Origin of the sequence: Capilliphycus salinus ALCB114379 (assembly GCF_047276495.1) — a bacterium.
Taxonomy (GTDB): Bacteria; Cyanobacteriota; Cyanobacteriia; order Cyanobacteriales; family Microcoleaceae; genus Capilliphycus; species Capilliphycus salinus.
This window is the reverse complement of record NZ_CP178543.1, coordinates 5,219,278-5,234,766: the sequence shown is the minus strand read 5'-3', so window position 1 is coordinate 5,234,766 and position 15,489 is coordinate 5,219,278. Positions and strand designations below refer to the sequence as shown.

The 15,489-nt window shown below is 40.9% G+C and carries 10 protein-coding genes and 2 pseudogenes; 5 read left to right on the top strand and 7 right to left on the bottom strand.

The features are described from left to right. Position 1 precedes the first annotated feature (1 nt). A complete protein-coding gene (locus ACL6C3_RS21215) occupies positions 2-562 on the top strand; it encodes a hypothetical protein (RefSeq protein ID WP_413161030.1) in 561 nt (186 codons plus the stop codon). Between the two features lie 221 nt (positions 563-783). After that, positions 784-1,779, top strand: coding sequence for a homogentisate phytyltransferase (locus ACL6C3_RS21210; protein WP_413161029.1), 996 nt, complete (start codon positions 784-786; stop codon positions 1,777-1,779). A 153-nt stretch (positions 1,780-1,932) separates the two neighbouring features. Here the strand turns inward: ACL6C3_RS21210 and ACL6C3_RS21205 are convergent, their stop codons facing one another. The 7 genes and pseudogenes from ACL6C3_RS21205 to ACL6C3_RS21175 all read right to left on the bottom strand — a co-directional run bounded on the left by ACL6C3_RS21205 (position 1,933) and on the right by ACL6C3_RS21175 (position 8,967). Next, positions 1,933-2,619: a nucleoside triphosphate pyrophosphatase gene (locus tag ACL6C3_RS21205; protein ID WP_413161028.1), complete on the bottom strand. Its 687-nt coding sequence runs from the start codon at positions 2,617-2,619 to the stop codon at positions 1,933-1,935. Between the two features lie 443 nt (positions 2,620-3,062). Further along, entirely contained in the window at positions 3,063-3,605 is a 543-nt protein-coding gene (gene psbP / locus ACL6C3_RS21200) for a photosystem II reaction center PsbP (protein WP_413161027.1), read from the bottom strand. 117 nt (positions 3,606-3,722) lie between these two features. Continuing rightward, on the bottom strand, positions 3,723-5,009 hold the full coding sequence (locus tag ACL6C3_RS21195; protein ID WP_413168383.1) for a WD40 repeat domain-containing protein: 1,287 nt from the start codon (positions 5,007-5,009) through the stop codon (positions 3,723-3,725). A gap of 15 nt (positions 5,010-5,024) precedes the next feature. After that, a pseudogene (locus tag ACL6C3_RS21190) lies at positions 5,025-5,219 on the bottom strand (WD40 repeat domain-containing protein); the annotation flags it as partial. A 2-nt stretch (positions 5,220-5,221) separates the two neighbouring features. Then, positions 5,222-5,293: a hypothetical protein gene (locus tag ACL6C3_RS21185; RefSeq protein WP_413168381.1), complete on the bottom strand. Its 72-nt coding sequence runs from the start codon at positions 5,291-5,293 to the stop codon at positions 5,222-5,224. Position 5,294: 1 nt separating this feature from the next. Continuing rightward, positions 5,295-7,274 (bottom strand): annotated as a pseudogene (locus ACL6C3_RS21180) (AAA-like domain-containing protein); the annotation flags it as partial. A 340-nt stretch (positions 7,275-7,614) separates the two neighbouring features. Continuing rightward, positions 7,615-8,967 carry an AAA-like domain-containing protein gene (locus ACL6C3_RS21175; RefSeq protein ID WP_413161026.1) on the bottom strand — a complete coding sequence of 451 codons (1,353 nt, stop codon included), beginning with the start codon at positions 8,965-8,967 and terminating at the stop codon, positions 7,615-7,617. A 264-nt stretch (positions 8,968-9,231) separates the two neighbouring features. Here ACL6C3_RS21175 and ACL6C3_RS21170 point away from each other — a divergent pair, with 264 nt between their 5' ends. Genes ACL6C3_RS21170 through ACL6C3_RS21160 form a run of 3 tightly spaced genes read left to right on the top strand, consistent with a single transcriptional unit; the run spans position 9,232 to position 15,458 of the window. After that, a complete protein-coding gene (locus ACL6C3_RS21170; protein ID WP_413161025.1) occupies positions 9,232-12,330 on the top strand; it encodes a GAF domain-containing protein in 3,099 nt (1,032 codons plus the stop codon). 18 nt (positions 12,331-12,348) lie between these two features. After that, the gene (locus tag ACL6C3_RS21165; protein ID WP_413161024.1) at positions 12,349-13,425 is read left to right on the top strand and encodes a diguanylate cyclase domain-containing protein; all 1,077 of its coding nucleotides are present in this window, start codon (positions 12,349-12,351) and stop codon (positions 13,423-13,425) included. Positions 13,426-13,475: 50 nt separating this feature from the next. Then, positions 13,476-15,458, top strand: a complete 1,983-nt coding sequence (locus tag ACL6C3_RS21160) for an adenylate/guanylate cyclase domain-containing protein (RefSeq protein ID WP_413161023.1) — start codon at positions 13,476-13,478, stop codon at positions 15,456-15,458. Positions 15,459-15,489: the final 31 nt, after the last annotated feature.

Genomic DNA, 15,489 nt, shown 5'->3' with positions numbered 1-15,489 from the left:
CATGAAACAATTTCCGGCTTTAATGACTGCTATTTTGCTAAGTAAAATCAGTTTTTCTGAGAAACTATCGACGGCGTTAAGTTTAGATGAGGTTGAGATATTCCCCCGTTTAGAGTTTCAAATTTCTCAGAATTTTGATTTGCTCCACTCGGAAGGGTTTGGAGACTTAAAAATTGGTTTGAGCGAAACCGAAGTTGTTCAAATACTCGGAGAAGCAGAAAGCAAAGGAGAGCAACAGTTTTGGGGTGCCGATGGTTTGTATCATCAAAAATGGAATTATCCCCAACAAGGAATTACTTTAGATATGGCTTCCGAAACTGAAGAAGGGTCTGCTATGATTAGTTCTATTCGAGTTAAAGCCCCTTCTCAACTGACCACCAAGCGAGGCGTTGCAATTGGTGATTCTTCGGCGAAGGTTAAACAAGCCTATGCCGCAGAAGAAGACGAAGCCGCCCCCATTTCTTCCGATTTTTTTGTCGCCGGTTCGGTTTATGGCGGGTTGATTTTTGAGTTTGAAAATAATCAGGTTAAGGAAATGTTTTTGGGGGCGGTGGCGGAATAGTTGATTTTCTCCAAAGTTCAAGGATGTTAATATGCCGTTTCAAAATTATTTTTCAGATTGAATTTCAGTAACGAACTTGATCGGGCTATTCGCATTCTTCAACGTTTTGGCCAAATTACAATCAACTGCTAATCTTTATAATCCACTCTCAAGTTCAGTATACACCAAGTAAAACATGAGGTATAGTATCTAAGTTCAGTTGTTTAAATTCTAACTCAATCATGGCCGAGAGTTCCAAGCAAACCTTAACTATTTCTACAGTTAATCTTATCCAAAAATACACGCCTTGGCTTTATTCCTTCTGGAAATTTTCCCGCCCTCATACTATATTTGGAACAAGTTTTAGTGTGTTGGGATTGACTCTCGTCGCCTGGAGTGATAAAATTAATGCCACATGGCAAGATGGGGATATTGTGGCTACCGCCCTAATAACCCTCCTGATCAGTTGGTTGGCTTGTCTGTGTGGCAATGTTTATATTGTGGGACTCAACCAACTCGAAGATATTGAAATAGACCGCATCAATAAGCCTCATTTACCCCTAGCATCCGGTGAATATTCCCCTTTTCAAGCCAAAGCAATTATCATCACAACGGGAATACTCGCGATTATTTTAGCCGCGTTACAAGGCAAATTTTTGTTAGCAACGGTGGGAATTAGTTTGGCGCTGGGAACCGCCTATTCTTTACCCCCCATTCGCCTCAAACGCTTTCCGTTTTGGGCGGCGCTGTGCATTTTCACGGTGCGGGGTGTGATTGTAAATTTAGGGCTGTACCTGCATTTTAGTTGGGTATTCTCCGAGAAAATGCCGGGAAACCTCCCCAGTTTAACCCCTTCTATTTTGGCGCTAACGCTGTTTATTTTGGTCTTCACCTTTGCGATCGCGATTTTCAAAGATATTCCCGATATCGAAGGCGATCGCCAATACAATATTACCACGTTTACCATTCGTTTGGGAACGCTTGCGGTGTTTAATTTAGCCCGTTGGGTGTTAACGGGATGTTATCTGGGGATGATGGTTGCTGCGGTGTTTTTACAAGCTTGGGTGAACCCGATCTTTTTAGTGGTTAGTCATCTGGTTATTTTATGTCTGATGTGGTGGCGGAGTGGAAAAGTTGATTTAGAGAAAAAATCAGAAATTGCGAGTTTTTATCAGTTTATTTGGAAGCTGTTTTTCTTGGAATATTTAATGTTTCCCCTGGCTTGTTTGTTGGGATAAGATCATGTCCGATTAATCGATTATCATATATTCTACCTGACGGGGCGGGTTTATCAAGGTTATTTTTGAGATGGATAATTCTGGGGGAACCCGCCCCTACATTAGGGGTTAAGGATGACTGTTCGCCGTACAAACTCGCCCCGACAGCGATCATTAATCAAACTTCGCATCACCATTGGAGGTGTAAAATTTACCCTCATTTTTAGGTTGCCAAAATTCAGTTATATCATGTCCTAATTCCTGCAACATTTTTCGCAATAAAGGCAAACTCAATCCTATAACATTGGTGTGACAACCTTCAATTTTCTCAATAAATACGCCCCCTTTTCCTTCTATTGCAAAACATCCGGCACAATTTAACGGTTCACCCGTAGCGACATAAGCCTCAATTTCGCGATCGCTAACTTCTGCAAAATAAACCGTTGTCACCTGAGAATAAACAATGGTTTTCTGTTGTCCGATATCAATTAAAGCGTGACCTGTAAACAGTCTACCACACTGCGATCGCATGGTTTTCCAACGAGTAATCGCTTCAGTTGGGTTGGCGGGTTTGCCGTAAATTTCCCCGTTGACTTCTAAAACCGAATCGCAGCCTAAAATTAAAGCAGATTGAGAATTTTGAAGTTGATCGGAAGGGGTTGTATTTAATTGATTGGCGACAGCTTCCGCCTTACAACGGGCGAGAGTTTTCACCAATTCAGCCGGATCGTTAAGTTCAACTTTTGACTCATCAAAACCACTGGGTAAAACCTTCGCCGCAATGCCAATATTATTTAACAAACGGCGCCGGGCAGGGGAAGCAGAAGCCAAAATAAATGTGATTAAATTTTCCGTTTCCATCTGCCTAATCTAAAATCGTTAAATGTTTGCTAAAGTCAGTGATTGGGCGGGTTCCGCGAGAATCTATGTTTCCCACCAATAACTGACATAAACCAGCACAGAAGTTAGTGTAGGGGCGGGGGTTCTTCCTAAATCTATCTTTTCCCAGAAATAAGTTAAATCAACCCGCCCCGGAAGTGGGGATAAAGAGGTGTAGCATGATTTTTTCAATTTCATATAATATCATGTCCGGCTAATCAATTATTATTTTGTAGGGGCGGGTTACGCCTACGATCTTTACTACGACTCTAAGATTAAGGTAAACCCGCCCCGCCCCCATAATACGCATTAATCAACCGGAGATCATATAAGAAAGAGAAAAGTAGACTTCAAAATTTTCTGATAAGATTAAAGAAAGAGTTTAGACGTTCGCGGGGAACGTCTAATCAATGAACAATCCTTGATTAATAAACATTAAAGGATTTTACAACTTGTTCGAGTTGGTTGTGGGTTTTTTCCCAACGTTTTTCAGGCGTTGAAATATTGAGAGTAAACAGTTGATCTCGACTAACCGTAACACTGGCGAAATCATGGCGTTTTTGATTGGGAAGTGTCACCGCATATTCCAACAAATAATAGGTTTTGTCGCCCTTTTGACGGGATTCTGCATTAACTAATTCCGCTTCCCGACCCGATCCGGGAGGTGCGATCGCATTTTTGCTAAGTTTGTATCCAACCTCGGTCGGGGTGCCAATTTCATCGAGAGTTTTGTGGTCGGGAATCGGACTAATAACGACGCTGACATTTTCAGTTTGTTCGATCATATCGTGAAAAACCACATCCGGGCCGTCAGAGACTTTCACCTCAACCCAACCGTTGGGATAGAGAAATTCGTAGCCATCGGTCGTATCGACAAAAGAGTTCAAGCCCGCTGCACCGATTGAAACACAACCCCCGAGGGTAAGACTGACAATGACAAAAAGTATAGCTGTAATTCGTTTCAACATTTGAACAGTTTCCAGTTTTCTCCCTCACCATTGTCTCACGAAGTCTGCCCAAGGTATCATCAAAAAATTTTTCTATCGGCGGTGGGCGGAATTCACGGAAATAATTCCTCTCATTGTTTATCTTAACATATTAATGAAAAATTCGGGGAATAACTCAGTTTTTTGAAACGATCTTTGACACAGTTTAACATCATCGGCTTCGACTGCAATATTGGTTTTTAAATAATTTTTTACCCAATTACAAGCATAGGAAAATGAATCGAGATCGAGAATTTCATCGAGATTCCATAAAATAATACTTTGGTCATCACTCGCCGACGCCAAAATCGGCAGTTTGGGATGAAACGCCACCGTTCGCACCCCCGAAGTATGACCGGTTAATGTGGTTAATAATTCCCCTTCTCTCGTCCAAATTTTAACGGTTTGATCGATGCTAGACGTGGCAATTAAAGAATCATCGGGACTGAAAGAAATTCCCCAAACTGCGGCTTGGTGTCCGGTTAAAGTTTTGAGTAAAATCCCCTCTCGCGTCCAAAGTTTCACCGTCGTGTCTCCACTTCCAGAGGCTAAAATCTCACCATCCCGACTGAATGCCACATTCCAAACCACTGCTTGATGATCGTCGATAATTTTTAACAGTTTACCCTGTTTATTCCACAATTCAATTGTGCTATCGTCCCGAGCAGTAGCGAGCATTTCTCCATCGGGACTAAAAGCAACAGTCCAAATCAATGCGGTATTCTTTTCTAAGGTTTTAATTAAGGTGCCATCTCGCTTCCACAACCACACCCGTCCATCTGTACCCGCAACTGCAAGTGTCTCACCATCAGGACTCCAGTCTACTGCAATTAACGAGCTAGAATTTTGGGTAAAAGTGCGGATCAATCTTCCATCTAACTGCCAAAGTTTGAGGGTTTTGTCTTCACTAACCGAAGCGAGAATATTACTTTTTGGGTGAAAAGCAATCTTCCCTAATGCCGCATCGTGGCCATTAATCGTTCGGAGTAAAGTTCCATCAAGTTGTCGAAGTTGGATAGTTTTCTCGGTTCCAGAGGTTGCAATTACTGTCCCATCTTTATTAAAATCTAATCCGAAAATTAACCCACTTAACCCATAGAATCTTTTCTGAAATTGGCTGGCAGTTTTCCAGATCATCGCAATATTTTCCGCCCCCGCAGAAATAATTTCTTTTCCGTCGGGGCTAAAGGCAATCCCCCAAATGGAAGCATCATGTCCGCTTAAAGTTGCTATTTTTGTTCCATCTGGTTTCCAAAGTTTAACGGTTTTATCCCAACTTCCCGAAGCAAATGAACGGCTATCCGGGCTAAATCTTAAAGCAATCACTGCGGCTTCATGGGCTTCTAAAGTTTTGACTAATTTACCGTCTCGGTTCCAAATATAAATCGAACCATCAACGCAACCGGAGACGATTAAACGATTATCGGGACTGAAAGCAACGGAATAAACGGGTGCATTATGTTTAAGCACAATCTCGGGTAAACTGCCGTCAATATTCCACAATTGAACGGTATTATCAATATTAGCAGCCGCAATAGTTTGACCGTCTGGGCTAAAGGCAACGGCCCGAATTCCGGTTGTTTTACTGCCAAAAGAGGTTAAAAGTTGACCGTTTCTATCCCACAATTGAACCAGGCTATCGTAACCGCCGGAAACAAAAGTTGAACCATCGGGACTAAAATCAAGACTCCAAATTCCTGAAGAATTGGCTTTTAAAGTTTTTAATAAGGTGCCATCCCGTTTCCAGATTTTAATGGTTTCGTTGTCGCCACCCGAAATTAATAGTTCTCCATCGGGACTATATTTCACGGATCGCACAATTGATGGATGTCCGCTTAACGTGCGAATTAATGTTCCATCCCGTTTCCAAATTTTAATGGTGGTATCAACGCTTCCAGTCGCAATTTCTTCACCATCTGGACTGACATCAACAGTCATAACGGCAGCCGTATGACCGTTGAGGCGATTTGATTCTTGAATGCTTAATAAAACTTGCCACAACGCCTCATCGATCTTCGCCTCTAATTTGGGATCAATATTGCTTAAATCTTGTAAACGTTCTTTGGCTTTTATCGCTTGTAAAAGAGAATCAAAGCTTTTATGGGAGGCGAATAAAGCTTTTGAGGAGAGGAGAATGGCTTTGACTTCGCTAAGGGCGGTTTGTTGATATTGACGGTTGGCAAATAGTCCGAGTCCAACTGCTATCATCATCATTAAACTGACGATTCCTAATAATAGTTTTTGTCGCCTTAAATTTCGTCGTTGTTCTAGCGATCGCTGTCGTTCTAATTCTAATCGGGTTTCGACTTCTTTAAGCTTTTCGGCTTCTAGGGTTTTGCGGGTTTCGCCAGCATCAAATTTTTGACTGGCGGCGAGAAATTGATAGTCAATATTACCGAGGTTTTTTCCTTGCGACCAAGCTAGAATATCTTGTAATGCTTTTCCTCGCAATAACCAAGATTCATCTTGATATCCCGAAACAATCCAAGCATTAATGGCTTGCGAGTAGGGGCGTAAATTTGCCAGTTGTTGCCCAACCCAATCGGTATTAAAGATCTGTTGATAAATGGGATTTTTGACGCGAATAATTGCATCTTGCTTTTCGACTAACCCGGTTAAAATGAGTTCGATTTGTTCGGGACTGTTATCGACGGCTATTCCTTCTAATTCGCGATAAGATGTGATTTCGTTTGATGAATGGAGGAGGATTTTTTGGTATAATCCGAGTAATCTCCCGGCTTTTTGTTCGCTGTAAAGAATGCGATCGCGAATGGTTTTTAGGTGTTCGGGTTCGTCTTGGGCTTCCCAGTTTGTTAGGATATAAGTTTCGACCAGATCATCAACAAATAAGCGTGTAATGGGTTGAGTTTTAACGGCGTATTCGGCGACGAGTTTACAGAGTTTTTGGGTTAAAAACGGTTGTCCGCCCGTCCAATATAAAATCCGTTTCAGGATGGTTTCTGAATGGGGAATTTCTGTTAATCCACATAATAAAGGTGTGGCTTCTGTTGGTTTAAAGCCTTTTAATTCGATAGCCGTACCAATATTAAAGGGCGTGCGAGTGGTATCGGAAACTAAGTCGCCCGGAGTTGCAACCCCAAATAATGCAAAGGTTAAACGGCGATATTCGGGTTGTTCGGCACGTCGGTTATAACAGGCACGAATTAGGGCAAAAAAATCATCGCTTGAAAATTTTAGACTGAGAACGCTGTCAATTTCATCAATAAAAATAACAATCGGTTCTGTAATTTGATCTAATAAAATTGTATCGATAAAATCGCTCAATCGATTCACAAAAGATAGATGGTTTCGTTCTTTCCACCAACTGAATAAATTGAGTTGTAGTTTAAAGGTTTTCGTCAAGAGTCCGAGAATAGAACCATACCACTGTTCGGGGTTAATTTCTTGAGTTCCAATGGCGGTAATATCAATTACTCCGCAGCGAATTCCTTGAGTTTGTAAACGGTGGGTTGTCTGTACTCTTAGGCTCGATTTTCCCATTTGTCGGGCGTTAAACACATAACAAAATTCACCCCGCAGCAGTCCTTGATATAAAGTTTCATCGGCTTGTCTCTGTACATAAGTCGGAGCGTTAAAGGGGAGACTTCCCCCGACTTGATAGGATGAATTGGGATTTTTAAAGGTTAGCATAAAGTAATTATTTTAGATGTAATTTTCAGTGTACATATCCATCTTAAACATCCCCCGAAATTCCCCGCCCCCGCGACCCCAAATCCTGGGGGATTTCGGCGGAATTTATCCCCCTAAATCCCCCTTAAAAAGGGGGACTTTTTTATTTTATTCCCCGGTCTTTTCCCCTTCTTTTCCCCTTCTTTTCCCCTTCTTTTCCCCTTCTTTTCCCCCCCCCGCCTCCCTTTTTAAGGGAGGTGCCGTAGGCGGAGGGATCAAAGGGGGGCTAGGGGGGATAAAAGGGGAAATGAGATTCAAAAGATTTAAGTATTTCATCTGATTTTAAACGGTTTAAAGTAATCTATTTTAAAAAATTAGAGAAATACACTCGATATAACTCACAACTGGGAAGGGTTAATTTATTCTCAAACCGAACCAAGCCCAACCCTTGTAGTTTGAAGGCAACTGTGGGATGTAGTTCAACACCATTGGGAGTTAAAACAACCTGTTGCATGGCTTCTTTGAGGGGTGGATGTTCTTCTAAATATCCGAGTTGTTGTCTTAAATGACTCTCAAAAATACTCTCGGGTGTGGTGACGGTTTTGAGTAATTCATCAAGGGTAACGTGATTTTGACTGAGGTGAAATAATGCCAATTGAGTTAAATAGGGATTTCCGGCAACAAAATCGATCAATTTGCTGGCATAAAACTCGGGGTCGCCCAAACCATAACGAACCGCAAGTTCAGCCACTTGTTCTTTTGTAAAGGGCGGTAATGTAATCAATAATCCAACATTAAACGGAGATTGATGTATACTTAACGGTAAAAAGACTTCTGTAGAATAAACAATAATTAATCGGAGTTTTTGCCAGAGTTCACTGAGGGGAGCGTTATGTCGGGATTGTTCGTACCAAGCCCTCAGCATTCCAAAAAAGTCAGTGGCGATCTGGGGATAATTAAAAACAATATTAACTTCATCTAAAACTAAAAGCAACGGACGGTCACTAACCGCAAGCAAATAACTTTCAAAATATTCACTACAACTGTAGCTGCTTCCAAACATCGGATTCCAATATTCTTCTAAATTGTGCGGTAAGCCCAGACTGCGACTGACCATTACACATAACCATTGAAGAAATTGATTTAAACTTTCAAATATACCGCTATCTGCCAATTGCAAACTGACAACGGCGGTGCGAAATTCTTGTTCTTGAGCAGAATTTAATCCCCGGGCAATTAAAGAGGTTTTGCCAAACTGTCGGGGGGCGCGAACTCGAATTAATGCTCCCGGTTGCATCATTTCTTGAATCAGAAATTTTTCGGCGGGAGGGCGATAGATATAAAATGGAGAATCGAGGGAAAGTTGTCCTTTCAAAGTTGTTTGTAGCAAGTTCGTCAAAATTGCAATTGATGCTTCAGGATCGGGTTCTTGGCTAATATAGTCGTCTGGTTCCAAGGTCAGCCCAAAGGCTTTAAAATAGTCTACCAAAGTGAGTTGATCGACAGGTCTTTGACGATGACGAACTTTTGTTAAGGTTTTGGTACTCAATCCCGTGCGATCGCTCAACTGTTCTAAAGTGTAGCTGTTACCCTCATTGTTTCGCGCAGAGGAGAGAAGTTCAGCCGCTTGTAGGCGTTGCCAACCTTTAGAACTCAGGATGACACCTCTTCGACGCTTGGGGGAAGATTCAGGAAAATTTTCAGAAGGAGCCACAGGCACTACACTCAGAGTTTTATTAACGATGGATAATCAGACTAATTTTATCAATATTGTCAAGCCACCTTAGCAAAATAGACTGAGAACATCTTAAGTTTCCGACTTAAAGTTCTATCTGGGATGGTCATTCAAAATGTTCAATGCCACCATAGAACAACAATAACCTCAATTCTAGACCGAAATCTAGAGGCGTGCGAACGTAAACAGGTTTCCGCAGTCTGCATCAAAAAAACTTTTTAAATCTTTCAGGAGAAAACAACGGTGTTACAAGGGTTGCAAAATCTTGTATCTAGCCATTCTTATATACCACACGGCCATTGTTATCTTTGGCAAACTCCTTTAGTCGGATTACATTTAATAAGTGATGCGCTAATTGCGATCGCCTATTTTTCGATTCCGGCAATGTTAATCTACTTTGTCAGAAAACGTAGCGATCTGCCTTTTTCCAACGTTTTCGTCTTATTCAGTGCCTTTATCATTCTCTGCGGCTTGGGTCATTTACTTGATATTTGGACGCTTTGGTATCCCTATTATTGGATCTCGGGAATTGAACGGGCTTTAACCGCTTTTGTTTCTGTATATACGGCTTTACGATTAGTTGAATTGTTACCGAAATTCTTAGCTTTGCGATCGCCGGAACAACTCGAAGCGATTAATCAAAAGTTAGAAGAAGAAGTCGCCGAACGACAACGAACCGAAGAAATTCTACAATCGATTTTATCAGGAACCGCCTCAGTAACCGGACAAGATTTTTTTCAGGCATTGGTACAGAACTTAGCAACGGCGTTGAATGTTCCCTATGTGTTTGTCTGCGAGAAAGTTGACGGGCTTCGGCCGGGATTACGCAGCCTTGCGTTTTGGTCAAAGGATCATCTCAGGAATAATTTTGAATGCAGTTTAGACGATACACCCGGCAATATTGTCATCAAAACTCAACAGTTTTGTTACTGTCCAAAAAATCTGCAAGGTTTTTTTCCGAATAATCCCCTATTACAACAACTCCAGGCCGAAAGTTACATGGGTGTTCCCTTATTTGATGCGGATAAAAAGGTGATTGGTAACTTGTGTATTGTTGATGTCAACCCCTTAAAGATAGATAAACGAACTCAAGCCATTATGTCGGTTTTTGCCGCTCGTGCTGCTGCTGAATTGCAACGCAAATGGGCATCAGATGACAAACGCCGTGCTTATGAACAGTTAGAATTCCGAGTAGAAGAACGAACCGGGGAACTGGTCGCCGCTAATATTGCTCTCGAAACCGAAATAAAAGAAAGAATTGCAGCAGAAGCATCGATCCGATTAATGGTACAACGGGAGAAGGCAACTACTCGTATAATCCAAAAAATGCGTCAAACGTTAGATTTAAAAACCATTTTTCATGTAACTACGGCAGAATTGCGGCAGGCAATTGCTTGCGATCGCGTGCTGATCTATCGCTTTAATTCGGACTGGAGTGGGATTATTGTTTCCGAGTCCGTGGCCCCGGGTTGGAAGAACTTATTTCCCACACAGATCAATAGTCCCCAACTGACTCAAGTTACCGTCAATCAAACCGATTGTGTGGCGGGTCAATTTAGAAGTTCCGAGGGAGTCATTCAAGACACCTATCTGCAAAACAACGAAGGCGGAATTTATCGTTTAAAAGATAGTTATTGCTGGGTTCCCGATATTTATCAAGTGGGATTTGACTCCTGTTATCTGGAATTTTTAGAACAACTCCAAGCCCGAGCCTATACGATTACACCGATCTTTTGTGGCGAAAAACTCTGGGGATTGTTAGGGGTTTATCAAAATAGTCATCCGCGAGCGTGGCAAGAAGAAGAAGTAAAAATTATCACTCAAATTAGCAATCAACTTGGCGTCGCGGTACAACAAGCCGAACTGTTTGCTCGAACTCAACAGCAAGCTGAAGAACTCAAAGAAGCTAAAGAAGCGGCCGATGCTGCCAATCAAGCCAAAAGCGAATTTTTAGCCAATATGAGCCACGAACTTCGCACGCCTTTAAATGCGATTTTGGGCTTTACTCAACTGATGCAGCGAGATGTATCTTTAAGGTCTGACCATCAACGATACATCAAAATTGTGAATAAAAGTGGCGAACATTTACTCGGTTTAATTAATGATGTCTTAGAACTGTCTAAAATTGAAGCCGGACGCACCACGTTAAATGAAACGGAGTTCGATCTATATCAGTTGCTTTCTACCCTAGAAGCCCTGCTACAAATTAAGGCAAAATCAAAAGGTTTATCTCTGAGGTTTGAGATCGATTCAAATGTTCCTCAATTCGTTAGAACTGATGAAAATAAACTCCGCCAGGTTTTAATTAATCTGTTGGGTAATGGGATAAAATTTACAACTCAAGGCGGTGTTACCCTGCAAGTTAGAAACTCCGAATCCGAACAGTTCAACAGTCTAATTTTTGTGGTCGAAGATACCGGGCCTGGTATTGCACCCGAAGAAATGCAGAATTTATTTAAGGCATTTCAACAGACAAAAGTCGGGCGAGAATCTCAAGAAGGAACCGGTTTAGGACTGCGGATTTCTCAAAAGTTTGTGCAGATGATGGGCGGTGAAATTACCGTCGAGAGTGAAGTTGGAAAAGGCAGTTGCTTTACATTTGCGATTCCCATTGCTGTTATCGAAACCAAGCCAACGGTTACATCGGCTGATATTAGTCAGGTATCGGGTTTAGCACCCGGACAACCGAATTATCGAATTTTGATTGTTGAAGATCATCCGGTCAATCGTCTTCTTTTGTTAACCTTATTACAGGAGATTGGCTTTGATGAGGTGAAAGAAGCTACCAATGGAAAAGAAGCGATAAAAATTTGGGAACAATGGCATCCAGATTTAATTTTCATGGATATGCAAATGCCAATTTTAAACGGTTATGAAACCACCCAAACGATTAGAGAATTAGAGAATAAATTGACACCCGAAAACCTACCCGTTCCGATCATTGCAATTACCGCCAGTGCATTTGCTGAACAGCGACAGGAATGTTTAACTGTTGGTTGTGATGACTTTGTAAGCAAGCCCTTTCGTCGAGAAGAAATTTTAGAAACGTTAAGCCTTTATCTGGGAGTAATATACTGTTATAACCAGACAGAAAAAGATGCGATAAATTCTACAAAGCCTTTATCTAATCACCAGTTAGAGACGGCAGATTTAGCGATTATGCCGCCAGAATGGATCGCTCAATTCTACGAGGCAGCCGCTCAAGGTAGCGATGCTCTCTGCTTACAACTGCTCGAGGAAATTCCCGGCGAACAGTCAAGGCTCATTCAAGCGTTGACTGAGTTAGTGGAAACCTATCAATTTGACAAAATTCTGTTATTAATTCCCTCCCAAAACCCATAACCTTTTTGAGGAAAATTCATGCAACATTCAAATCCAATTAACCCGGATGTATTGTCGTTGATTTCCGAAGAAATTTATGATGAGATCAACATTGGTAATCAGCGACCTTTACTAGAAGAAACTGTGGATATTTTGATTGTTGATGATCGACCGGAAAACATTCGTCTTTTGTCCAGTATTTTGACGAAAAACGGATACCAAACTCGAAAAGCCACAAATGGTGTGATGGCACTCAGAGCGGTTGAAAGCATTCAACCGACTCTGATTTTACTCGATATCAGAATGCCGAATATGAGTGGTTATCAAGTTTGCAAACACCTGAAATCCAATCCCAAAACCGCTCATATTCCGATTATTTTCTTGAGTGCAACCGATGAGATTGAGGATAAAGCAAAGGCTTTTCAAGTTGGGGGTGCAGATTATATTGCCAAGCCTTTTTATGTCGAGGAAGTGTTAGCCCGAATAGAAAATCAGCTTAAACTGATCCGGGCTGAAAAAACTATCGATGAACTGAACAGGCAAATAGAAGAACGAGTCAAAGAACGTCTTGAAGCTTTAGAATTTTCTCATTCCCAACTGTTAAAAATGGCATTTCACGACCCCCTAACTCAGCTTCCAAACCGAACTTTTTTGATGCGGCGACTCGAAGAAGCTTTAAAGCAACAGCAAATATATCCCAATACTCAATTTGCTTTATTTTATTTGGATTGCGATGGCTTTAAAAACATTAATGATTCTTTCGGTCATGCGGTCGGCGATCAATTGCTCATTTCGATTTCTAAACGTTTGAAAGATGCTGTACGTCAACATGATTTTATTGCCCGTTTAGGAGGTGATGAATTTGTGATTTTACTTCCTAATATTGCCAGTTCTTGCGTTACTCTGGCTATTGCCGAGCGAATTGTAAAAAGTTTTCAGTCTCCTTTTGTGATTCAAAATCTAGATGTTATCATCTCGTTTAGCGTGGGTATTATTTTAGATTTATCACTCTATTGCGATCCCCACAAAATTTTAAATCATGCCGACCGAGCAATGTATCAAGCGAAATCACAAGGAAAAGCTTGCTATCAGATTGTGGAATCTTCCTATGGTTGATTAAAATCCCCTCAAAAATCCAGTTTTAATTGAACCTCAATAGCTTTTTTATGACCTGCACGATTGACTTAAACCCAACGTTTATGCCGGAAAAAACTGCTTCTGAATCTCCCAACTCTCAAGCTGACATTCTCATCGTTGATGATAAGCTTGAAAACCTTCGTTTTTTATCCGATTTTTTATCTAAAAAGCGGTATCAAGTTCGCAAAGCTATTAATGGCAAAGCGGCGTTAGTTGCGGCTAAAACTCGTTTGCCGGATTTGATTCTCTTAGATATTAATATGCCGGTAATGGGAGGTTATGAAGTTTGTCAACACTTGAAAGCCGATGCAGAAACTTGTTCGGTTCCGATTATTTTTTTAAGTGCAATTGATGAAGTTGATAATAAAGTTAGAGCGTTTCAAGTCGGGGGTGTAGATTATATTACAAAACCTTTTCAACTGGAGGAAGTTTTAATTCGGGTTCAAACCCATTTACAAGTTAAAAATCTTCAGAAACAACTGATAATTAAAAATGAAGCGTTAGAGCAAACCGTAGCGACTTTACAAAAAACGCAAGCCAACTTAGAAGCATCGGAAGCCGAACTTCGCGCCCTATTTCAAGGGATGACTGAATCGGTTATTGTGTTTGATAGTCGAGGACAATATCTAAAAATTGCCAACCCCAATACCAAGTTATTATACAATTCTCCCGAGGAAAACATAGGCAAGACTCTACATGATATTTTACCGAAAAATATAGCCGATTTATTACAGGCGGCGATTCAAAAGTCTTTGGCGACTCAGCAAAGGGTTGAAGTTGAATATAGCTTAGAATTACCAATCGGAAAAACCGAACTCTGTGCCAATATTTCACCGCTTTCTTATAACTCGGTTCTCTGTGTTGTCCGGGATATTAGCGATCGCAAACGTCGGGAAGAAGCTTTAAAATTAATTGTAGAAGGGACTGCTTCTAAAACCGGTGATGAATTTTTTCGCGCCTGTGTTCAGTATTTGGCCGAAATTTTAGGAATTCGTTATGCTTTTGTGACCGAATGCGCCAACACTCAAAAAACAAGAGTTCGCACCTTAGCCTTTTGGCTAGAAAAAGATTTTGCTCAAAATATTGAGTATGATCTCAAAGGAACTCCCTGCGAAGAAGTCATTTTTAATCAAAAATATTATTGCCATGAGAAAAATATTACGACAATTTTTCCAGACGATCAAGATTTAGTTGATTTGCAAGCCGATAGTTATGCAGGAATTCCATTAATTGACTCGACGGGTAATGTTATCGGTCATATTGCGGTATTAGATAGCCAACCGATGGTTAATGATCAAACCCGAGAGCTAGTTTTAAAGATTTTTGCCGCCCGAGCCAGTGCAGAGTTAGAACGTAAAATTACAGATAACGCCTTGCGAGAGAGTCGAGAACAATCCGAACGATTATTACTCAATATTTTACCTGTAACGATTGCCGAATGCTTAAAAAAAGATCCCCGTTCTATCGCAGAAAAATACAATGAAGTGACCATATTATTTGCAGATATTGTGGGTTTTACGCCCTTGTATGCAAGAATTACACCGGATGATTTGGTGAGTTTATTAAATGACATTTTCTCCCGATTTGATGAATTGACCGATAAACACGGTTTAGAAAAAATCAAAACAATTGGGGATGCTTATATGGTGGTGGGTGGATTACCAATTCCTAGAGTCGATCATGCGGAAGCGATCGCAGAAATGGCTCTAGATCTGCAAAGGGAAATCACCGCTTTTAATGCCAAATACAATGAAGAATTACAAATTAGAATTGGAATTAATACGGGGACAGTTGTGGCGGGTGTGATTGGGGTGAAAAAGTTTATTTATGATCTCTGGGGAGATGCGGTTAATATTGCTTCTCGGATGGAGTCATCAGGTTTACCTAATAAAATTCAAGTTACACAAAACACTTACGAATACTTAAAAGATAAATATTCCTTTGAAAAACGCGGACAAGTTCAAGTTAAAGGTCGGGGAGAAATGACCACTTATTGGTTGTCAAAAAGTTGAAGGGCGATCAATTCTATTAAGACTTTATTAT